The sequence below is a fragment of the Kitasatospora sp. NPDC101108 genome (assembly GCF_055584725.1).
This window is the reverse complement of record NZ_JBVJLM010000024.1, coordinates 1-19,958: the sequence shown is the minus strand read 5'-3', so window position 1 is coordinate 19,958 and position 19,958 is coordinate 1. Positions and strand designations below refer to the sequence as shown.

General features: G+C 73.4%; 18 protein-coding genes and 1 pseudogene. 13 read left to right on the top strand and 6 right to left on the bottom strand.

What is annotated here, in order from left to right; all coding sequences use genetic code 11:
- Nucleotides 1–5: 5 nt before the first annotated feature.
- The 3 genes from ACZ6Z8_RS33160 to ACZ6Z8_RS33150 form a co-directional block, all read right to left on the bottom strand.
- Nucleotides 6–1,220, bottom strand: a complete 1,215-nt coding sequence (locus tag ACZ6Z8_RS33160) for an acetyl-CoA C-acetyltransferase (RefSeq protein ID WP_465613740.1) — start codon at nucleotides 1,218–1,220, stop codon at nucleotides 6–8.
- A gap of 116 nt (nucleotides 1,221–1,336) precedes the next feature.
- Nucleotides 1,337–2,479: an acyl-CoA dehydrogenase family protein gene (locus tag ACZ6Z8_RS33155; protein ID WP_465613739.1), complete on the bottom strand. Its 1,143-nt coding sequence runs from the start codon at nucleotides 2,477–2,479 to the stop codon at nucleotides 1,337–1,339.
- A 2-nt stretch (nucleotides 2,480–2,481) separates the two neighbouring features.
- Nucleotides 2,482–3,681 carry a CaiB/BaiF CoA transferase family protein gene (locus ACZ6Z8_RS33150; protein WP_465613738.1) on the bottom strand — a complete coding sequence of 400 codons (1,200 nt, stop codon included), beginning with the start codon at nucleotides 3,679–3,681 and terminating at the stop codon, nucleotides 2,482–2,484.
- Between the two features lie 337 nt (nucleotides 3,682–4,018).
- Between ACZ6Z8_RS33150 and ACZ6Z8_RS33145 the strand changes: the two genes are divergently transcribed.
- The 4 genes from ACZ6Z8_RS33145 to ACZ6Z8_RS33130 all read left to right on the top strand — a co-directional run bounded on the left by ACZ6Z8_RS33145 (nucleotide 4,019) and on the right by ACZ6Z8_RS33130 (nucleotide 7,695).
- Entirely contained in the window at nucleotides 4,019–4,561 is a 543-nt protein-coding gene (locus ACZ6Z8_RS33145; protein ID WP_465613737.1) for a GNAT family N-acetyltransferase, read from the top strand.
- 333 nt (nucleotides 4,562–4,894) lie between these two features.
- Complete coding sequence (locus ACZ6Z8_RS33140) at nucleotides 4,895–6,163, top strand: sensor histidine kinase (RefSeq protein ID WP_465613736.1); 1,269 nt, start codon at nucleotides 4,895–4,897, stop codon at nucleotides 6,161–6,163.
- Nucleotides 6,160–6,876, top strand: coding sequence for a response regulator transcription factor (locus ACZ6Z8_RS33135; protein ID WP_465613735.1), 717 nt, complete (start codon nucleotides 6,160–6,162; stop codon nucleotides 6,874–6,876). Before ACZ6Z8_RS33140 ends, ACZ6Z8_RS33135 begins: the two co-directional genes overlap by 4 nt.
- A gap of 171 nt (nucleotides 6,877–7,047) precedes the next feature.
- Entirely contained in the window at nucleotides 7,048–7,695 is a 648-nt protein-coding gene (locus ACZ6Z8_RS33130; protein ID WP_465613734.1) for a Pr6Pr family membrane protein, read from the top strand.
- Nucleotides 7,696–7,921: 226 nt separating this feature from the next.
- On the opposite strand, the gene ACZ6Z8_RS33125 is transcribed toward ACZ6Z8_RS33130, so the two are convergent.
- On the bottom strand, nucleotides 7,922–9,529 hold the full coding sequence (locus ACZ6Z8_RS33125; RefSeq protein ID WP_465613733.1) for an ABC-F family ATP-binding cassette domain-containing protein: 1,608 nt from the start codon (nucleotides 9,527–9,529) through the stop codon (nucleotides 7,922–7,924).
- A gap of 559 nt (nucleotides 9,530–10,088) precedes the next feature.
- Between ACZ6Z8_RS33125 and ACZ6Z8_RS33120 the strand changes: the two genes are divergently transcribed.
- From ACZ6Z8_RS33120 to ACZ6Z8_RS33085, 8 genes are all read left to right on the top strand, one after another.
- Complete coding sequence (locus ACZ6Z8_RS33120; protein ID WP_465613732.1) at nucleotides 10,089–11,294, top strand: trypsin-like serine peptidase; 1,206 nt, start codon at nucleotides 10,089–10,091, stop codon at nucleotides 11,292–11,294.
- Nucleotides 11,295–11,400: 106 nt separating this feature from the next.
- Nucleotides 11,401–13,038 carry an ABC-F family ATP-binding cassette domain-containing protein gene (locus ACZ6Z8_RS33115; RefSeq protein ID WP_465613731.1) on the top strand — a complete coding sequence of 546 codons (1,638 nt, stop codon included), beginning with the start codon at nucleotides 11,401–11,403 and terminating at the stop codon, nucleotides 13,036–13,038.
- 81 nt (nucleotides 13,039–13,119) lie between these two features.
- On the top strand, nucleotides 13,120–13,794 hold the full coding sequence (locus ACZ6Z8_RS33110) for a nitroreductase family protein (RefSeq protein WP_402826869.1): 675 nt from the start codon (nucleotides 13,120–13,122) through the stop codon (nucleotides 13,792–13,794).
- 266 nt (nucleotides 13,795–14,060) lie between these two features.
- Nucleotides 14,061–14,612 carry a GNAT family N-acetyltransferase gene (locus ACZ6Z8_RS33105; RefSeq protein ID WP_465613730.1) on the top strand — a complete coding sequence of 184 codons (552 nt, stop codon included), beginning with the start codon at nucleotides 14,061–14,063 and terminating at the stop codon, nucleotides 14,610–14,612.
- 392 nt (nucleotides 14,613–15,004) lie between these two features.
- Nucleotides 15,005–15,613 carry a choice-of-anchor C family protein gene (locus ACZ6Z8_RS33100; RefSeq protein ID WP_465613729.1) on the top strand — a complete coding sequence of 203 codons (609 nt, stop codon included), beginning with the start codon at nucleotides 15,005–15,007 and terminating at the stop codon, nucleotides 15,611–15,613.
- Nucleotides 15,592–15,816 carry a hypothetical protein gene (locus ACZ6Z8_RS33095; RefSeq protein WP_465613728.1) on the top strand — a complete coding sequence of 75 codons (225 nt, stop codon included), beginning with the start codon at nucleotides 15,592–15,594 and terminating at the stop codon, nucleotides 15,814–15,816. Before ACZ6Z8_RS33100 ends, ACZ6Z8_RS33095 begins: the two co-directional genes overlap by 22 nt.
- 182 nt (nucleotides 15,817–15,998) lie before the next feature.
- Entirely contained in the window at nucleotides 15,999–16,391 is a 393-nt protein-coding gene (locus ACZ6Z8_RS33090; RefSeq protein ID WP_465613727.1) for a hypothetical protein, read from the top strand.
- Between the two features lie 93 nt (nucleotides 16,392–16,484).
- Nucleotides 16,485–17,891: an SDR family oxidoreductase gene (locus ACZ6Z8_RS33085; protein WP_465613726.1), complete on the top strand. Its 1,407-nt coding sequence runs from the start codon at nucleotides 16,485–16,487 to the stop codon at nucleotides 17,889–17,891.
- Between the two features lie 87 nt (nucleotides 17,892–17,978).
- Here ACZ6Z8_RS33085 and ACZ6Z8_RS33080 read toward each other — a convergent pair whose 3' ends face one another.
- Nucleotides 17,979–18,728: an SDR family oxidoreductase gene (locus ACZ6Z8_RS33080; RefSeq protein ID WP_465613725.1), complete on the bottom strand. Its 750-nt coding sequence runs from the start codon at nucleotides 18,726–18,728 to the stop codon at nucleotides 17,979–17,981.
- 116 nt (nucleotides 18,729–18,844) lie between these two features.
- Here ACZ6Z8_RS33080 and ACZ6Z8_RS33075 point away from each other — a divergent pair, with 116 nt between their 5' ends.
- The gene (locus ACZ6Z8_RS33075; protein WP_465613724.1) at nucleotides 18,845–19,468 is read left to right on the top strand and encodes a TetR/AcrR family transcriptional regulator; all 624 of its coding nucleotides are present in this window, start codon (nucleotides 18,845–18,847) and stop codon (nucleotides 19,466–19,468) included.
- On the opposite strand, the pseudogene ACZ6Z8_RS33070 reads toward ACZ6Z8_RS33075, so the two are convergent.
- Nucleotides 19,461–19,778, bottom strand: a pseudogene (locus ACZ6Z8_RS33070) (TetR-like C-terminal domain-containing protein); the annotation flags it as partial. The gene ACZ6Z8_RS33075 and the pseudogene ACZ6Z8_RS33070 sit on opposite strands and share 8 nt — an antisense overlap.
- Nucleotides 19,779–19,958: the final 180 nt, after the last annotated feature.

Here is a 19,958-nt window from a genome sequence, read left to right as displayed (position 1 = left end):
AGGGATCAGACGCGCTCGACGATGGTGGCGACGCCCATGCCGCCGCCCACGCACAGGGTGATCAGGCCGTAGCGCAGGTCGCGCCGCTCCAGTTCGTCGACGACGGTGCCGAGCAGCATCGCGCCGGTGGCGCCCAGCGGGTGGCCGAGGGCGATCGCGCCGCCGTTGACGTTCACCTGGTCGTGCCGGAAGCCGAGTTCGCGGATGAAGCGGAGGGCGACCGCCGCGAAGGCCTCGTTGATCTCGACCAGGTCGATGTCGGCGGCGGTGAGACCGGCCTTGGCGAGCGCCTTGCGGGTGGCCGGGGCGGGGCCGGTGAGCATGATGGTCGGCTCGGAGCCGGACACGGCGGCGGAGACGATCCGGGCGCGCGGGCGCAGCCCGTAGCGCTCGCCGACCTCGCGGTTGCCGATCGCGACGAGGGCGGCGCCGTCCACGATGCCGGAGGAGTTGCCCGCGTGGTGGACGTGATCGATGGCCTCCACCCAGTGGTACTTCTGCAGGGCGACGGCGTCGAAGCCGCCGGCCTCGCCGATCGCGGCGAAGGAGGGCTTGAGGCCGGCCAGGGTCTCGACGGTGGTGCCGGGGCGGATGAACTCGTCGCGCTCCAGCACGACCAGGCCGTTGCGGTCGCGCACCGGGACCACCGAGCGGTCGAACAGGCCGTCGGCCTGGGCCTTGGCGGCGCGGGCCTGGGACTCGGCGGCGAAGGCGTCCACGTCGGTGCGGGAGAGGCCCTCGATGGTGGCGATGAGGTCGGCGCCGATGCCCTGCGGGACGAAGTTGGTCTCGTACGAGGTCATCGGGTCGGCGAACCAGGCGCCGCCGTCGGAGGCCATCTTGACCCGGGACATCGACTCCACGCCGCCGGCCAGGATCAGGTCCTCCCAGCCCGAACGGACCTTGGCGGCGGCCAGGTTGACGGCTTCCAGGCCGGAGGCGCAGAAGCGGTTCTCCTGAACGCCGGCGACGGTGTCGGGCAGGCCGGCCGCGATGGCGGCGATCCGGGCGATGTCGGAGCCCTGGTCGCCGATCGGCGAGACCACGCCGAGCACGATGTCGTCGATCGCGGCCGGGTCCAACCCGGGGTAGCGGCGGCGCATTTCGTTGATCAGGCCGACGACCAGGTCGATCGGCTTGGTGCCGTGCAGCGAGCCGTTGGCCTTGCCGCGGCCGCGCGGGGTGCGGATCGCGTCGTAGACGTACGCTTCGGTGGTCACGATGGGATGCCTTTCGGGGCAGGGGTTCCTGAGGGTCCTGGGGTGCGGAGCGGGCGGGGTGCCTGAGCGGGGTGGGGTGACCGAGACGGGCGGGGGCGCCCGAGACGGGCGGGCGCTCAGCCGAGGACGGAGCGGCCGACGATCTCCTTCATGATCTCGGTGGTGCCGCCGTAGATCGTCTGGATGCGGCCGTCGGTGAACGCCCGGGCGACCGGGAACTCGCTCATGTACCCGTAGCCGCCGTGGAGTTGGAGGCAGCGGTCGGCCGTTCGCTTCTGCAGTTCGGTGGACCACCACTTGGCCATCGAGGCGTCCGCCGGGGTGAGCGCGTAGCGGTTGTGCTCGGTGATGCAGCGGTCGACGAAGGTCCGGGTGATCGCGCACTCGGTGGCGAGCTCGGCGATCTCGAAGCGGACGTGCTGGAGCTTGGCCAGCGGACGACCGAAGGCCTCGCGCTGCTTGACGTAGTCGGTGGTGATCTCGACCAGGTACTCGGCACCGGCGATGGCCGCGGCGGCGATGGTGAGCCGCTCCTGGGCGAGGTTCTGCATCAGGTGGAGGAATCCACCGTTGAGCTCACCGAGCAGGTTCTCCTTCGGCACCCGGACGTCTTCGAAGAACAACTCGGCGGTGTCCTGGGCCTTCTGGCCGATCTTGTCGAGGTTGCGGCCCCGCTCGAACCCGGGGGTGCCGCGCTCGACGGCCAGCAGGCTCAGCCCGTGGGCGCCGCCCTCGGGGGTGGTGCGGGCGACCACGATCACCAGGTCGGCCAGGATGCCGTTGGAGATGAAGGTCTTGGCGCCGTTGAGCAGGAAGTGGTCACCCCGGTCGACCGCCTGGGTGCGGATGCCCTGCAGGTCGGAGCCGGTGCCGGGCTCGGTCATCGCGATCGCGGTGATCAGTTCGCCGCTGCAGAAGCCGGGCAGCCAGCGGCGCTTCTGCTCCTCGGTGGCGAGCGAGGTGAGGTACGGGCCGATGATGTCGTTGTGCAGTCCGATCGCCAGCCCGGAGGCACCGGCCCGGGCGAACTCCTCGGCCAGTACGGCGGCGTAGCGGAAGTCCGGGGTGCCGCCACCGCCGTACTCCTCGGGCACCGCGATGCCGAGCAGGCCCTGCCGGCCGGCCGCCAGCCAGGCGGAGCGGTCGACGATGCCGGCCTTCTCCCAGCGGTCGTAGTGCGGCATCACCTCCTTGGCGAGGAAGGCCTTCACGGTGGCCCGGAAGTCCTCGTGCTGCTCGGTGAAGATCTCGCGCTGCAACGCTACTCTCCTTGCTCTGCTGCGGAGTTGAATGATTCCGCGCCGGGGGCCGCGGCGTCGAGGGACGGGACGGCCCAGTCCCGGGCCACCTCCGCGGTGTCCGCGCCCGGCCGGGCCGGCGGGAGACGCAGCGCGCCCGGGGTGACGGAGAAGCGCGGGGCGGGGGCGGGCTGGGTCAAGCCGTCCGCCTCGACGTACGTCCCGCGCGCCGACAGGTGTTCCTCAGCGGCTGCCTGACGCATCGTCAGCACGGGTTCGACGCAGGCGTCCGAGCCGGCGAAGACGGCCTCCCACTCGGCCCTGGTCCGGGTGGCGAAGCGGGCGGCGATCAGGGCGCGCAGTTCGGGCCAGCGGGCGGGCTCGTACTGGCCGGGTGCGTCCGGACCGAGCTCCAGCAGCCGGGCGAACTCGGCGTAGAACCGGGGCTCCAGGGCGCCCACCGCGAGGTGTCCGCCGTCGGCCGCCCGGTAGACGGCGTAGAACGGGGCGCCGCCGTCCAGCAGGTTGACGCCCCGACGGTCCTGCCAGTGGCCGGCCGCGAGCAGCCCCCACAGCATGCTGCCGAGGTGCGCCGCACCGTCCACGATCGCCGCGTCGACCACCTGGCCGGCGCCGGTGGCCCGGGCGTGGTGCAACCCGGCCAGCAGGCCGACGACCAGGTAGAGCGAGCCCCCCGCGTAGTCGCCGAGCAGGTTCGCCGGGATCCCGGGCGGCGCGTCGGCCCCTCCGGGCGAGGCGACCATCCCGAGCACCCCGGCCACCGCCGCGTAGCCGAGGTCGTGCCCGGCGGTGGCCGCCCGGGGCCCGTACTGCCCCCAGCCGGTCATCCGCCCGTACACCAGCGCCGGATTGCGCGCCAGACACGCCTCGGGCCCGACCCCGAGCCGCTCCGCCACCCCCGGCCGGTAGCCCTCGATCAGCAGGTCGGCCCGCTCGACCAGGTCCAGCACCTGCCCGGGCCCCGCGGGCGACTTGAGGTCGACCAGCACCGACCGCTTGTTCCGGTTGCTGAGGTCGTACGCCGGATCCGTCCCGAGCGGCGACGGCTCCGGCCGGTCGACCCGCACCACGTCCGCCCCGAGATCACCCAACAGCATCGCCGCGAACGGCCCCGGTCCGATCCCCGCGAGTTCCACCACCCGCACACCCGCCAACGGCCCTGGACCACCCGCACGGCCCGCCGGACTGCTCGTGTCACCCACTGGCTGCAGAACCCTTCGGGGTTTGACAGTAAAGCTGTAACACTCGCGATGATAGGCAAGCGACCCGCCGGTAACAAGACCTCGCCCCCGCCCCGGCGTCGCCGGATCCCCTTGGCGGACCCGAACGTGCCGGGGTAGGCCCACCTGCTTCCGGATGCACCGGAGCGGCTTCCGGGATCCTGCCCCTGACAGCGATGCGGCCTGGGAGCAGTTCCTCGCCGCCCGGGGGCAGGGCGGTCGAGTGCGAGCCGGTCCCGTGGGGAATTGGGCGGGCGGGTGGCCGTGTAATGGTCTATTGTGCGATCGGTCCATTACGTACGAGGTCGGGGGAAGCAGCATGACCACCACTGAGCAGGCCGTCATCACCGGGCGCACGATCGTTGCCGTGTCGGAGCGGCTGGTGTTGACGCGTCCGCAGGAGGGCGATGCCGAGGCGATGTTCGCGATCCACGGTGATCCGGAGACCAACCGGTACAACCCGAACGGGCCGCAGCGGGACATCACGCAGGCGCGGGAGCAGTTGGCCGGGTTCGTGGCGGACTGGCCGCGGGACGGGGTGGGGTACTGCATGGTGTCGACCCGGGAGGAGCCGGAGGTGATCATCGGGGTCGCCGGGCTGTTCCTGCACAGCCTGGACGGGGAACCGGTGTTCAACCTGTACTACCGGTTCCGGCCGTCCGCCTGGGGCAAGGGGTACGCGGCGGAGGCGTGCCGGGCGGCGATGGCGGAGGCGCTGCCGCGGTTCCCGGGGATCCCGGTGACGGCGCTGATCCGGGAGGACAACCTGCCCTCGCGCCGGCTCGCCGGGCGGCTCGGGCTGGTGGCGGACCCGGACGGGCGGGTGGACCAGGAGGACCGCCTGATCCACCGGATGGCGTGAGCGGCACGGCCGGGGATCCCCCGCCGGGGGGAGGAGGATCGCGCGCACGGCGGAGGTCGCGGGCCGGGCGCGGCGGCAGCCTGGGGGCATGAGGATCGATGAAGGGCGGGTCCGGGCCCGGGCCGGGCGGACCGCCGTGGCGACGCCCGGGCCGTACCCGACGCTCAAGGCTCTGTGGCCGACCGGGCATCCCGCGGGAACGGACGATCCCCGCGCGACGGCCCTGGTGCAGGCCGCACAGATAGTGACTGCTGTGCTGGGGCCGGCCGTCGGAGCGGTGGCGCCGGCCGAACGGGCGGCCGCTGCGTGCGGCCCTGTCGTAGAGTCACCCGGGTGGACACGGGGGGCGGCCGGATCCGGCGGGCGGGAGAGGTGTTGTTCGGGCGGCGCGCCCGGCTGCGCTGGGTGCACCTAGTGCTGGGCGGCGCGCTGCTCATGCCGTACTACCTGCTGTCGGTGGTGGCGCTCGGAGCGCTGAACCCCGACCAGGGGCACCTGCGTCAACTGCTGTTGCAGTTCCTCGCGTTGTTCACCTCGCTGCCGATGGCCGCGGTCACCGCGCTGGTGCCGACCGTCCGGGGACTGGAGGGGGCGGCGGCCCGGGCGCTGTGCGCGGTGGCCCGGCCGGAGGAGTTGGCCACCGGGCCGGCCCGGTCCTGGGCGGCCCGACGGCGCACCGCGCTCTGGTTCGTGCTGCACCTGTTCTCCGGCGGGGTGGTCGCCGGAATGACCCTGGCCGGGGTGCCGTTCGCGGTGGTGCTCCTGTTCGGCTTCGTCGGGGGCGAGGAACTCGCCCGGTACTGGACGGACCGCTTCCCCGACTGGATGCTCACCGGCCCGGTGCTCGGCCTCGCTCTGCTGCTGCTGATCGTCGGGACCAGCGCCGCCTGCGGCGCGCTGCTGGCCCGTTGGGCGCCCGTCCTGCTCGGCCCCACTCCGGAGGAGCGACTGGCCGCCGCCGAGCGCCGCGCCACCGTGCTCGCCCAGCGCAACCGGCTGGCCCGCGAGCTGCACGACTCGGTCGGGCACGCGCTCAGCGCGGTCGGCATCCAGGCCTCGGCGGCCGCCCGGGTACTGCGCACCGACCCTGACTTCGCCGCCGAGGCGCTGCGGGCGATCGAGGAGACCGCCCGCGGGGCGGTGGCCGAACTGGACACCGTGCTCGGGCTGTTGCGCGAGGAGGAGGACGCCGGCGCCGGACCGGCCGGGCCCACGCTCGAAGGACTGGACGACCTGCTGCGCCAACTCGCCCGCACCGGCGTGACGGTGGACGCCGAGCTGGCACCCGGCCTGGGCGCACTGCCGGCCGAGGTCTCCCGCGAGGCGTACCGGATCGTGCAGGAGGGACTCACCAACGTGCTGCGGCACGCCGGGCCCGCCCCGGCCGGACTGCGGGTCGCGCTCGACGCCGACCGGCTGGAGATCGAACTGACCAACCCGCTCGGCCCGACCCGCCCGAGCCGCCCCGGCGGCGGGCGCGGGCTGCGCGGGATCGGGGAACGCGCGACGGCCCTGAACGGCGGCAGCGCCGTGGGGCCGAGCGAGGACGGAACGACGTGGCGGCTGGCCGTGTGGCTGCCGGTGGGAGGGACCGCGGGATGAGTGACGAACACGAGACCGGGCACGAACGCGAGGACGAGCACGGTGGGAGCGGCACCGTCCGCGTGGTGATCGCGGACGACGAACGGCTGGTCCGGATGGGCCTGCGGGTGGTGATCGACGCCGAGCCCGACCTCACCGTGGTCGGCGAGGCCTCCGACGGCGCCGAGGTCGTCCCGCTGGTGCGCGAACTGCGCCCGGACGTGGTGCTGATGGACGTCCGGATGCCCGGCATCGACGGCATCCGGGCCACCGAGCAGCTGGTCGGCGGGATGGCCGAACCGCCGAGGATCCTGGTGGTCACCACCTTCGAGCACGACGACCACGTCTACGACGCGCTGCGCGCGGGCGCCGCCGGGTTCCTGCTGAAGCGGGCGCGGGCGGAGGAGATGGTCCAGGCGGTGCGGCTGGTGGCGCGCGGGGACTCGCTGCTGTTCCCGGCAGCCGTGCGCGAACTCGCGCTGCGGCACGGCGCGGACGGCCGGCGCGCGGCCGCCGCGGACCGGGGCCCGATCGGACGGCTGACCGACCGGGAGGGCCAGGTGCTGCGGCTGATGGCCACCGGACTGAACAACGGCGAGATCGCCCGGCAGCTGGTGGTCAGCCAGGAGACGGTGAAGACCCACGTCGGCAGCGTGCTGGCCAAGCTCGGCGCCCGGGACCGCACCCAGGCGGTGATCGCGGCGTACGAGTCGGGGTTCGTGCTCCCGGGCTGAGCCCGCGAGTCACCCGGCCGGTCCTCCGGGCCGCCGGGACTCCGGGCCTCCGGGCCGCCGTCCCTCCGGTCCGTACGCGGATTCCGAGCTCCCGCGGCGAGCAAGTAGAGTACGAAATTCCGCTCAACTGCCCGATACCTCCCGTATCGCCTGGAACGAACTGGTGGCCGCATGACCGTCCGGACCCGCCCGGCGCTGTGGTGGCGCGCGGGCATCGTGCTCTCCGCCGGCCTCGGCCTGGTCCTCGGGGAGTCCTCGCTGGTGTACTTCACCGTACAGAGCAACGTCATCGTGCTCGGCTACTTCATCGGCGCGGTGTACTGGATGGTCGAGCGCGGCACCGTGGACGCGCCCGCGCCCCGGCTGCGCGGGGCCGCGACCCTGTACATCCTGATCACCGGGTTGGTCTCGCACGTCCTGCTCCAGCACGGCGCCAACCCACTGCCCGGACTGGTCGGCGGGCCGGACCGGCTGGCGCACTGGTCGTCCTTCTTCCTCCATTACGTCACGCCGGTCATGGTGCTGGCCGACTGGGTGGTGCTCAAGCCGCGCAACGCGGTGGCCTGGAAGGACATCCCGCTCTGGCTGGCCTTCCCGCTCGGCTACGCGGCGGTCGTGCTCGCCCGGAACGCGCTGTTCGACGACTTCCCGACGCCCTACCCGTACTTCTTCTTCGATCCGACCACCAAGGGCTACGGCTACGTATGGGGCCAGATCGCCCAGCTGACGGTCGAGTTCGTCGTGCTCGGTGCCCTCGTGGTCGGACTGGACCGGCTGGGCACGCTGGCCGCGGGCAGGTTGAAGCCGGCCCGGGCGTAGCGGGAGAGCGGCGCGGAACAGGGACACGAACGGACACGATCGGAGCGGCCGGCCTCAGATCCGCCAGGAGCGGATCCGGTCGGCCGCTCCGTACACGTCCGCCCGGCCCCCGGCGATGTCACGGGCCGGCTCGACCAGCGCCCGTACGGCGGTTCGATCCCCTTCCCGGCCGGGTGCATGCGCCCAGGGCCGGGACCAGCACCAGCACCAGCACCAGCAGTAGCCGCTACATCGGATCCACCGCCCTCAGTCCGCCGTCCAGCTCCAGCCACCTGGTCAGCCCCAGGCCGCGCAGGAACGGCAGGTCGTGGCTGACCACGATCAGCGCGCCCCGGTAGGCGGCCAGCGCCTGGGTGAGCTGGCGGACGCTGGCGAGGTCCAGGTTGTTGGTCGGCTCGTCGAGCAGCAGCAGTTGCGGCGGCGGGTCGGCCAGCAGCAGGGCGGCCAGCGTCGCCCGGAACCGCTCGCCGCCGGACAGCGTGCCGGCCGGCTGGTCGGCCCGGCCGCCGCGGAACAGGAAGCGGGCCAGCCGGGCGCGGACGGCGTTGTCCCCGGCGCCCGGAGCGAACCGCTTGACGTTCTCCGCGACCGTCAGCCCGTCGTCCAGCAGGTCGAGCCGCTGCGGCAGGTGGCGCAGCGGCACCTGGGTGGTGACCATGCCGTCCAGCGGGGCGAGTTCGCCCGCGATGGTGCGCAGCAGCGTGGTCTTGCCGGAGCCGTTGCGCCCGACCAGGGCGATCCGCTCGGCGCCGCGCAGGTCGAGGTCGACGGTGGCGCCGTCGGGCAGCCGGACCTTCTGCAGGGTGAGCACCCCGCGCCCGGCCGGCACAGCGGTGCGCGGCAGGTCGACCCGGATCTCGGCGTCGTCGCGCACCGCCTCCTCGGCCGCGGTCAGCCGAGCCTTGGCGTCCTCCAGGCGCTCGGTGTGCATGCCGGTGAGCCGGCCCGCCGTCTCCTGGCCCTTGCGTTTGAGCATCCCGGCGAAGATGTGCGGGTCGTTGCGGGTGACCGAGCGCTTCCGGCCGTAGCCGGCGCTGCGCTCCAGCCTGCTGCGGGCCTCGACCAAGTCCCGCTTCTGCCGCTGGACGTCGGCCTCGGCGTTGCGCAGCAGCCGCTCGGCCGTCTCCTGCTGGGCCGCGAGGGTGCGCTCGTAGTCGTCGAAGTTGCCGCCGTACCAGGTGACTTCGCCGTCCCGGAGGTCGGCGATCTGGTCGACGTGCCGCAGCAGTTCGCGGTCGTGGCTGACGACCACCAGGACACCGTGCCAGCCGGCCACCGCCTCGTAGAGCCGCTCGCGGGCGGCCCGGTCGAGGTTGTTGGTGGGCTCGTCGAGCAGCAGCACGTCGGGGCGGCGCAGCAGCAGGGCGGCCAGTCGCAGCAGCACCGCCTCGCCACCGGAGAGTTCGCCGGTGGTGCGGTCGAGGCCGAGGCGGCGCAGACCGAGCCGGTCGAGGGTCGCGCGGGCGCGCTCCTCGACGTCCCAGTCGTCGCCGACGGCGTCGAAGTGCCGCTGGTCGGTGTCGCCGGACTCGATGGCGTGCAGGGCCTCGCGGGCGGCCCGGATGCCGAGCGCCTCGTCGACCCGCAGGCCGGTGTCGAGCGTCAGGCCCTGTGGCAGGTAGCCGAGTTCACCCGCGATCCGGACGGTGCCGCCGGTGGGGGTGAGCTCGCCGGCGATCAGCCGCAGCAGGGTGGACTTCCCGGCGCCGTTGAGGCCGATCAGTCCGGTGCGGCCGGGGCCGACGGCGAAGTGGAAGCCGTCCAGGACGGGCTTGCCGTCGGGCCACTCGAACGCGAGGTCGGTGCAGAGGACGGCGGTGGTGGGTTGTGCCATGCAAGGCCTCCCGGGTGGTTGCTGAAGGGGGTGATGAGCAACACGGGGAGACACCGCGGGTGCGGAACCGGAACGGCCGGAGGACAGGGCGGCGCTACAGGAGGCGCCACGGGGCCGTGACTGAGGTCGCACACTCGCACACCACGGGGCAACAGGGCCTGCGTGGCGGGGCGGTGTCCCGGGACCTCAGTAGATCAACGGCCTTCTCCTTGTCTGGCGGACGACGTGGACCACGCTAAGCAGGCCGACGGACGGGTGCAACCGATTTATCCGGCGCGGCCGTCCGGCCCCGACCACCGACCCCCCGACCACCGACCCCCCGGTCCCCCGACCGCCCGGCCGGCCCCCTGGCACCGGCCTCCGGCCCCCGCCCCGGTCCTCCGGCAAAGGCTCCGTGCCGATCCCGTGCCGATCCGGTGACAGCCCTGTCCCGGCCGGGGGCGGATGTAAGGAGTTCCTTATCCGCATGGCAGACTCCTCACCTGCCATACCTGCGGCCCCGGGGGCCGTACCCGAGGAATGGGGCGTATGGCAGTAGTCAACAGGGGGATTTGAACTCATGTCACCGATATCCCGGCCGAGCCGTGCCGTCCTCGGCGCTTCCGTCGCCGCGCTGACCATGGTGGTCGCCACCGGTTGCGGGCCGGACAACAGTGACCCGGCCGGCGCCCAGAGCGCGGCTCCGACGGTCGCCGCCTCCGCCTCCGGGAAGCCGGGCGCCGCGCCGCTCAAGCTGCCGACGGTCCAGGAGCTGAAGACCTGGAAGCTGGAGGACTGGGACAAGTGGGCCCAGGCCAACGTGATCACCCCGGCGGTCAAGGGCTACTGGACCCTGCAGAAGCTGCTGAACGCCAAGCCGAAGCCGCTGCCGCAGGCTCCGACTCAGGACCCGGGCCAGCCGACCGCGCAGCCGACGACCGCGGCCCCGGCCCAGCCCACCGCCGCTCAGCCGCCGACCGGACCGGGTGACCTGCCCCCGGTCGTCGCGGCGAAGCCCGTGGCGCACCCGTTCCCGAAGAACATGCACGTCAACGGCAAGATCTTCTTCAAGGACGGCAACGACGACTACGTGTGCTCCGGCACCGTCGTCTCCGACCCGGCCAACCCGGGCAAGAGCAACCTGGTGTGGACCGCGAGCCACTGCCTGCACGGCGGCAAGGGCAACAAGTACTACACCGACATCACCTTCGCCCCGGCCTTCAACAGCAACGGCGTGCTGAGCAACGGCAACAAGCAGAAGTCCAAGCTGGAGGACGCCGAGCCGTACGGCGAGTGGGGCGCGACCGCCGGCATGGTCTCCCCGCAGTGGACGCAGGAGGCCGACCCGGAGAAGGGCGGCCCCTGGAGCCAGTACGACTTCGGCATCATCAAGGTCGCCAACCCCGACCCGAACGGCAAGTCGCTGGAGGAGACCGTCGGCGGCTCGGTGCCGCTGTGGTTCAACGCCCCGCGTGACCAGTTCGCCTCCGTCTCCAACTACGGCTTCCCGGAGGGCAAGCCCTTCGACGGCGTCGAGCTGGAGCACTGCGACGGCGGCAAGCCGACCGCCAAGCCCGGCGTCCCGGACCGCCCGGCGATGCTGATGATCGGCTGCAACATGACCGGCGGCAGCAGCGGCGGCGGCTGGTACGCCACCAAGGACGGCAAGCCGGCCCTGGTCAGCGACACCTCCGTCGGCAACGGCGCCAACACCTACGAGGCCGGCCCCTACCTGGAGGACGTCGCGGCGCACATGTTCGACTACTTCTCCAAGAAGGCCAAGTGATCCGCTGAGCGGTGATCCACCGATCGCCCCCGGGGCCGCGGCTGCCACAGCCGCGGCCCCGGGCTTTTTCCGGCACGGGGCCCGGTCCTCCTACAATCGGCCCATCATGAGCGCCACACTCGTAGTCAAGGACCTCAGCGCCGGCCACGGCGAACGCACCCTCTTCTCCGGCCTGGACCTGGTCGTCGCCCCCGGCGACGTGATCGGCCTGGTCGGCGTGAACGGCGCCGGCAAGTCGACCCTGCTGCGGCTGCTGGCCGGGCTGGACACCCCCGAGGGCGGGTCGCTCCGGCTCAGCCCGGCGAGCGCCAACGTCGGCCACCTCCCGCAGGAGCCGGAGCGCCGGGAGGGCGAGTCGGTGCGCGACTTCCTGGCCCGGCGCACCGGCGTCGCGGCCGCCCAGGCCGCGCTGGACGAGGCCACCGAGGGCCTGGTCGAGGGCCGCCCGGGTGCCGACGACGCGTACGCGGCGAGCCTGGACCGCTGGCTGGACCTCGGTGGCGCGGACCTGGAGGAGCGCGCCGAGGAGGTGGCCGACTCGCTCGGTCTCAAGGTCTCCCTCGACCTGCCGATGACGGCGCTGTCCGGCGGCCAGGCCGCCCGCGCGGGCCTGGCCTCGCTGCTGCTCTCCCGCTACGACGTGTTCCTGCTCGACGAGCCCACCAACGACCTGGACCTGGACGGCCTGGAGCGGCTGGAGGCCTTCGTCAAGGGCCTGCGCGCCGGCACCGTGCTGATCAGCCACGACCGCGAGTTCCTGGCCCGTACCGTCACCAAGGTGCTGGAGCTGGACCTGCACCAGCAGCAGGTCAACCTGTACGGCGGCGGCTACGAGGCGTACCTGGAGGAGCGGGCGGTGTCCCGCCGGCACGCCCGCGAGGAGTACGAGGAGTACGCCGACACCAAGGCCTCGCTGGAGGCCCGGGCGCAGATGCAGCGCAACTGGATGGAGCACGGCGTCCGCAACGCCCGCCGCAAGGGCGGCGACAACGACAAGAAGGCCCGCGCGACCCGCGCCGAGTCCACCGAGAAGCAGGCCTCCAAGGCCCGGCAGACCCAGCGGATGATCGAGCGGCTGGACGTGGTCGAGGAGCCGCGCAAGGAGTGGGAGCTGCGGATGGAGATCGCCACCGCGCCGCGCTCCGGCTCGGTGGTCGCCACCCTGCGGGCGGCCGTCGCCAGGCGCGGCGACTTCGCCTTCGGCCCGGTGGACCTGCAGATCGACTGGGCCGACCGGGTCGCCATCACGGGTGCCAACGGCGCGGGCAAGTCCACCCTGCTGGCGGCCCTCCTCGGCCGGCTCGAACTCGACGGCGGCAGCGCCGCGTTGGGCTCCGGCGTGGTGGTCGGCGAGGTGGACCAGGCACGGGGACTGTTCCTCGGCGGGGAGCCGCTGGCGGACGCCTTCGCGGCCGCCGTACCGGAGTTCACCGAGGAGGAGGTGCGCACCCTGCTGGCCAAGTTCGGCCTGAAGGCGGTGCACGTGCTGCGCCCGGCCGGCACCCTCTCCCCCGGCGAGCGCACCCGGGCCGCGCTGGCGCTGCTGCAGGCGCGCGGGGTCAACCTGCTGGTGCTGGACGAGCCCACCAACCACCTGGACCTGCCCGCGATCGAGCAGCTGGAGTCGGCGCTCGGCTCGTACACCGGCACCCTGCTGCTGGTCACCCACGACCGGCGGATGCTGGACACCGTGGCGGTGAACCGGCGGATCGAGGTCCGCGACGGACGGGTGCACGAGCTGTAGCCCTGGGCGGTACGGTCGGCGGCTCCGGGAATTGGTCTCTACCTCTTCCCGGAGCCGCCGCCATGTGCTGTGCTGTCGCCCATGGTTGACAGCGCAGTGGCAGGGGCGTCCCACCCGACCGTCCCGCTCACCCCGATGACGGTGCCGGCCCACCAGGCCGAGGACCGCAGCAAGGCCTTCCACGACGTGATGGCGCAGCGCCGGACCGTCCGCGACTACGACACCCGCCCGATCCCGGACGGGGTGATCGAGTGGGCCGTCCGCACCGCGAGCACCGCGCCCAGCGGCGCGCACGTCCAGCCCTGGCGCTTCGTGGTGATCACCGACCCGGAGCGCAAGCGGCTGCTCCGCGAGGCGGCCGAGGCCGAGGAGCGCGAGTTCTACGACCACCGGGCGTCCGAGGAGTGGCTGGCCGCGCTGGCGCCGATCGGCACCGACTGGCACAAACCGTTCCTGGAGGACGCGCCGGCCGTGATCGTGGTCTTCGAGGTACACAAGGGGCCCAACTCGCCGCGCCCGTACTACACCAAGGAGTCGGTGGGGATCGCGGTCGGACTGCTGCTGGCCTCGCTGCACCAGGCCGGGCTGGCGACGCTGACCCACACGCCGAGCCCGATGCGGTTCCTCAACGAGGTGTGCGACCGCCCGGCGGAGGAGCGCGCGGCGTACGTGATCCCGGTCGGCTACCCGGCCGAGGGAGCGCGCGTGCCGGATCTGCGGCGCAAGGAGCTCGACGAGGTGATGGTCCGGCTCTGACGCGCCGGGGGCGCGCCGCCCGCACCCCCGACCGGGGGCTCCGGCCGCGCCCCCTCCGGATGTGGCAGGTCCGGGCCAAGGACATAATCGCGGCCATGAGCCGAGCACAGTCGCACTCCTGCGAGCCCGCCCGGGCGGCACCGGCAGGCACGACGGCGCCCGCAGGCACGGCGGCGCCAGCGACCCCGGAGGCACCGGTGGCACCGGTGGCACCAGCGGCGCCAGCGACACCTACGGCCCCGGCGGCACCCACGGACGCACCCGAGGTGACCACCGGGCGGCCGCCCGAGCTGCTGCGGCTGCCCGGCGGCCTGCGACTGCACCGCCGTCGCAGCGCCCACGCCCCGGCGCTGAACCGGGCCGTCCGAGCCAACCTGGAGCACCTGCGGCCCTGGATGGAGTGGGCGGCCGAGGCCCCCACCCGGGCCCGGACCGCCGAGCTGACCCGCGCCGGCACCGCCGCCTGGGAGGCCGGCACGGACTTCATGTACCTGGCCGACCTGGACGATGCGCCCGGCCGGGTGGTCGGCGCCTTCGGCCTGCACGGGCGGATCGGCCCGGGCGCGCTGGAGATCGGCTACTGGGTCGCCGCCCGGCACGTCGGCCGCGGCATCGCCACCGCCGCGGCCGGGGCGCTGACCGAGGCCGCGCTGGCCCTGCCGGGGATCGCCCGGGTGGAGATCCGCTGCGACCAGGCGAACGGCGCCAGCGCGGCCGTCCCGCGCAAGCTCGGCTACCGGCTCGACCGGGTCACCGAGGCCGCCGCCCGGGCCCCGGGCGAGACCGGACGGCAGCTGGTGTGGGTGAAGGAGCGCTGAGGATCGGCCGATCAGGTGTGGCGACCGATCAAGTCCCTTGGTGATCGGGCAGGTTACGGCCTTTGTCCAGCTTTGACCACCGAGCGGTTCATATGCTCATCGACCCACCACGGAGGTGCGAACAGGGCGCGCGACCCCGGGTTCACCACCGGGCTCCCGCACCCGGCCGTCGACCCCGGGCGTTCGTCCCGCACGGTCCGCCGGGCCCCTGCGGCCCCGGCCCCGCCAAACCGGCGCGCGAGCGCCCGCCTCCGGGCACCCCGCACCACCGGGCGCCGTCCACCCGGCCTTGGCACGGCTCGCCGGGACGGTCGACGCTCTGTTCGCGGCCGATCGACTCGGGCCGACAACACGGAAGTGACCGAAAGGTCACGGACCTCGGGGAGGAACCCATGTCGTTCTCGCGCACCCGCACCGCGGCGCTCGCCCTGGCCGTCGCCGCCACCACGGCCCTGACCACCACCGCGCTCGCCACCCCGGCCGAGGCGGCCGGCCACCGCGCTGCCAGCCGCTTCGACGACGGCAGCTTCGAGTCCCCCAAGGCCCCGGCGGGCAGCTTCGCCGAGTTCGCCGCCGGGCAGAGCATCGGCCCGTGGCGGGTCACCGGCGGCAGCGTCGACCTGATCGGCGCGGGCATGTGGCAGGCCGCCGAGGGCGACCAGTCGCTCGACCTCAACGGCGCCTCCGCCGGCACCATCGCCCAGACCTTCACCACCGTCCCCGGCGCCACCTACTCGGTGACGTACGCGCTGGCCGGCAACCCCGACGGCGGGGTCGCCCTCCGCACCGGGCGCGCGCTCATCGACGGGCAGGACTTCCAGGACTTCTCCTTCGACGTCACCGGCAGGACCCGGGCGGCGATGGGGTACGTGGGACGGCAGTTCAGCTTCGTCGCGCAGAACTCCAGCACCACGCTGACCTTCGCGAGCACGGTGGGCGGCCCGTACGGCCCGGTGCTGGACAACGTGCAGGTGAAGGAGTGCAAGTCCTGCTGCGGCTGAGCCGCCCCGCAGGGGCGGTCTACGTCCGGTCCACCGCCCAGCAGTTGGTGATCTTCACCCAGCAGCACCACCTCGGCCTGCTCGCCTTCTTGGACGCCACCCGGGACGCCAACGCCTGCACCGGCGGCTCGCCGGCCCAGTGCACCGACATCCCGCAGCAGCCGCACGAGCTCGCGAAGATCTTCAGCCAGTACGCGGACTGACCCGGCCGCGGGGATGAGGTGCCGGCCACCCGGGAGGGCGGTCGGCACCTCCGTGCGTTCCGGCGCGACTGTCCGGAAACCGCGCGTGACACCGGCCGTTCGCCCGGGAACCATCTAGCATGCGGTGACGCCGCCCACACGGACGGTAGTCGTTTCCCCGCGCCGAACGATTGGGAGCCCCCGTGCGCCACCGCCTTCTCCGCGCAGCCCTCGCCTCCGCCGCCGCGATCGCCCTCGCCGCCGCCACCGCGCCCGCCGTCCACGCCCTGCCGGCCGCCCCGCGGTGTCCCAAGGGGCACCTGTGCCTGTTCGAGGGACCGCACCAGACCGGGCGCATCCTGCTGAACGAGGACGCGCACGTCACGAGCGAGGGCTTCAGCCTGCGCGAGATCGACGACATCGAGCCGCCGATCCACCCGCGCTCGGCCGTCGACCCCCTCCCGAACGACTTCGGCTGCATCATCAGGCTCAACGACCTGCCACACTTCGCCGGTGACGAGCAGGAGCTCGACAACTTCGGCCCCCACGAGCTCGACGGCCGCCGGGTCGGTTCATTGACGCCCGACTGCGGCTGAGCACCCGCGCCGCCGCCCGGCGGAAATTGGCATCTCATCCTCCCGGACCGTCAACTACAGTCCCTCCCACCTGTACGGAACGAGGGGGCGGACATGACGGTCCGGTACGACCACCACCAGCTGATCACCGACACCACGACCAGCGAAGCCGCCTGCGCGGCGGGCCTCACCCCCGAGGAACTCAGCGCCTTCAGCCACACCCTGGGCCGGCTGCGCAGCCTCCCCTCCCACGACCGCACCCGGCTGCACGCCGAGCGGCAGCTCAGCTCCTTCGTGACGGAGAGCCGCAAGCGCCGCCGCCAGGAGGCCAAGGAGGCGCTCCGGCAGGCCGACGCCGACCTGCTCGCCGCGACCGCGACCGGCGCCCGGCACCGCCGCGAGGACGCGCCGCTCACCGCGCACCCCACCGGACCGGTCGGCGAGCTGCAGGTGCCGCGCCGGTGCTACGTCTGCAAGCAGCCGTACCGCCGGGTCGACGGCTTCTACCACATGCTCTGCCCGGACTGCGCGGCCGACAACACCGCCCGCCGCGGCCTCTCCACCGATCTGCGGGGCCGCCGGGCGCTGCTCACCGGCGGACGGGTGAAGATCGGCTTCCAGCTCGCGCTGATGCTGCTGCGGGACGGCGCCGAGCTGACCGTCACCAGCCGCTTCCCGCAGGACACCGTGCGCCGCTTCCGCGCCGCCGAGGGCAGCGGGCAGTGGTGGGAGCGGCTGACCGTGGTCGGCATCGATCTCCGCGACCCGCGCCAGGTCCTGGGCCTGACCGAGCAGTTGCGTCACGACGGCCGTTCGCTGGACATCCTGGTCAACAACGCCGCGCAGACGCTGCGCCGCCCGCCCGAGTCCTACGCCCTGCTGGCGGCGGGCGAGTCCACGCCCCTGCCGGCCGCCGACCGCAGGGCCGTCACCCGCGCGCCCGGGTTCCGGCCGTTCGCCGAGACGGCCCAACTCCCCTCCGGGGCGGGCTCCCTGCTGGACCTCACCGACGAGGCCGGACTGCTGCCCGACCTCGCGCCCGCCAACTCCTGGTCCGCCACGCTCGGTTCGCTCGACCCGGCCGAGGTGCTGGAGACCCAGCTGGTCAACGCCCTCGCCCCGGCCCTGCTCTGCGACCGCCTGCTGCCGCTGCTGCTCGCCTCCCCGCACCCCGCCCGCTACATCGTCAACGTCACCGCGGTGGAGGGCCGGTTCGCCGTCCGCAACAAGACCGCGCGCCACCCCCACACCAACATGGCCAAGGCCGCGCTCAACATGCTCACCCGCACCAGTGCGGCCGAACTCGCCCCGCAGGGCGTCCACATGTGCGCCGTCGACACCGGCTGGATCACCGACGAGAACCCGGCGCCCACGAAGGCCCGGATCGCCGCCCGGGGCTTCCGCACGCCCCTGGACATCGTGGACGGCGCCGCCCGGGTCTACGACCCGATCGTCCGCGGCGAGGCCGGGCACCCGGTGTCGGGGGTCTTCCTCAAGGACTACCGGGTCGCGGAGTGGTGAGGGGCGGGCCCCAGCCCGAACAGGGCTGAGGGCCCCCCGACGGTCCGGCCCGGGAGTTCCCGGGCCGGACCGTCGGGGTGGGGGTGCTCAGCGGCCGGTGGGAAGGTTGGCGCCGCCGGTGCAGTCGAGCACGACGCCGGTGACGAAGGTGTTGGCGGCGAACATGTGGATCGCCCGGGCGACGTCCTCGGGGCGGCCGACCCGGCCGACCGGGGTGGTGGCGGCCAAGCCGTCGAAGAGGGCGGTGCGCTGCTCGGAGGGGACGCGGTCCCACCACGGGGTGTCGATCACGCCGGGCGAGACGGCGTTGACCCGCAGCGGGGCGAGTTCGACGGCCAGCGGCGGGACCATCGCCTCCAGGGCGCCGTTGATGGCGGCCAGCCCGGCGGTGCCGGGGATGGCGGCGCGGGCCGAGGCGGCGGTGATCAGGGTGACCGAGCCGTCCTTGCGCAGGTGCGGCAGGGCCGCCTGGAGGACGCGGACCTGCGGCCAGAACTTGGCGTCGAAGCCGTGCGCGAGGTCGGCGAGGTCGAGTTCGGCGAACGGGCCGCTGCCCGCCGCGCCGCTGACCGCGACGACCAGGTGGTCGACGGCGCCGGCCCCGGTGAAGAAGGCGGCCAGGGCGGCCGGGTCGGTCGCGTCGAGTTGGACGCCGCTGGTGCTGCCGCCGATCCGGGCGACGGCGGCGTCCAGCTTCTCGCGGTCGCGGCCGGTGATCACGACCTCGGCGCCGTCCGCCGCGAAGGCGGTGGCGGTCGCCTCGCCGATGCCCGAGCTGCCGCCCATCACGACGATGCGCTGTCCGGCGAAGACGTTCGATGCAGATGCAGTGCTCATGGTTCTGGCCTTTCCGGCTTACCTGTTCGCCAGTTTGTCGAGACCATCAGTTCCGACAATGATGTTTGCCGAGACTGCTAGTCTTGTCAAGCGGGGGAAGAACGAAAGGGAGCACGATGAGCGAGACCGACCCGCAGGCGGCCGAACAGGCCCCCTCCACCCGGCCGCACACCGGCCGCCGCCGCAACGAGGCGGCCCACCGGGCGATCCTGGACGCGGCACTGCACCTGCTCGCCGACTCCGACGGCACGCCCGTCACCATCGACGCCATCGCCCGTACGGCCGGCGTCGGCAAGCAGACCGTCTACCGCTGGTGGCCCTCCAAGGGCGCCGTCCTGCTGGACGCCCTCACCGACCGCGCCGACCAGGACGTCTCCGACCAGCCGGACACCGGCAGCCTGCGCACCGACCTGCGCGCCTTCATCGAGACCACCTTCGACGCCGCGCAGCGCAGCACCACCGCCTCCGCGCTGCGCACCGTCGTCCGGGAGGCCGCCCGCGACCCCCACCTGGCCGAACTGATGCAGACCTTCACCGCCACCCGGCGGACCGCGCTGCACGAACTCCTCGCCCGGGGCCGCGAACGAGGCGAACTGGACGGCGACGCCGACCTGGACCTGATCGTGGACCAGGTCTACGGACTGTTCTGGTACCGCTTCCTGCTCGGCCACGCCCCGCTGGACGCCACCACCGCCGAACGCCTCGCCGCCACCCTCACCGAGGGGAACCGGGTCAGCTAGCGCTCCGGCGCCGGACCAGCGGCAGGTACACCTCGTCCACGATCTCGACCAGCACGTCGTCGGGCGCACTCGGCACGCCCCGGACGACGAACTCGTTGCGCAGCAGCACCACGGCCACCGTCGCCACCCGCGGGTGCAGTACCTCCGGCGCCGCCTCGCCGCGGGCGACGGCCCGGCCCAGCACGGTGAGCCAGGGGGCGGCCGCGGCGTCGCCGGACCGGTCCTGCAGCTGCGCCAGGAACTCCGTCGGGCCACCGGCCGCAGCCAGCGGTTCGCGCAGCACGCCGCCGAGCGGGGAGCTCCGGTGCCGAGCACTTCCACGGCAGGCTGACCCCGCGGTCGGCGAGTACTACCACACGCACTGAGACGCGGCGGTGCGCAGGAAGTCGGCCGGACGACTCTGCTGGCGAAGTATTTGATCTAGGTCAGGCCGCTGTTGCGATGCCGTGTTGGGTGCAGAGTGCGTGGATGCGGGTGGGGCGGCGCTCTG

What these genes read in the sequence shown, in the direction of transcription:
- ACZ6Z8_RS33145 (WP_465613737.1), top strand. Translation starts at nt 4,019, where the DNA reads ATGACCACCACTGAGCAGGCCGTCATCACCGGGCGCACGATCGTTGCC.
- ACZ6Z8_RS33135 (WP_465613735.1), top strand. Translation starts at nt 6,160, where the DNA reads ATGAGTGACGAACACGAGACCGGGCACGAACGCGAGGACGAGCACGGT.
- ACZ6Z8_RS33130 (WP_465613734.1), top strand. Translation starts at nt 7,048, where the DNA reads ATGACCGTCCGGACCCGCCCGGCGCTGTGGTGGCGCGCGGGCATCGTG.
- ACZ6Z8_RS33125 (WP_465613733.1), bottom strand. Translation starts at nt 9,529, where the DNA reads ATGGCACAACCCACCACCGCCGTCCTCTGCACCGACCTCGCGTTCGAG.
- ACZ6Z8_RS33120 (WP_465613732.1), top strand. Translation starts at nt 10,089, where the DNA reads ATGTCACCGATATCCCGGCCGAGCCGTGCCGTCCTCGGCGCTTCCGTC.
- ACZ6Z8_RS33115 (WP_465613731.1), top strand. Translation starts at nt 11,401, where the DNA reads ATGAGCGCCACACTCGTAGTCAAGGACCTCAGCGCCGGCCACGGCGAA.
- ACZ6Z8_RS33110 (WP_402826869.1), top strand. Translation starts at nt 13,120, where the DNA reads ATGGTTGACAGCGCAGTGGCAGGGGCGTCCCACCCGACCGTCCCGCTC.
- ACZ6Z8_RS33100 (WP_465613729.1), top strand. Translation starts at nt 15,005, where the DNA reads ATGTCGTTCTCGCGCACCCGCACCGCGGCGCTCGCCCTGGCCGTCGCC.
- ACZ6Z8_RS33085 (WP_465613726.1), top strand. Translation starts at nt 16,485, where the DNA reads ATGACGGTCCGGTACGACCACCACCAGCTGATCACCGACACCACGACC.
- ACZ6Z8_RS33080 (WP_465613725.1), bottom strand. Translation starts at nt 18,728, where the DNA reads ATGAGCACTGCATCTGCATCGAACGTCTTCGCCGGACAGCGCATCGTC.
- ACZ6Z8_RS33075 (WP_465613724.1), top strand. Translation starts at nt 18,845, where the DNA reads ATGAGCGAGACCGACCCGCAGGCGGCCGAACAGGCCCCCTCCACCCGG.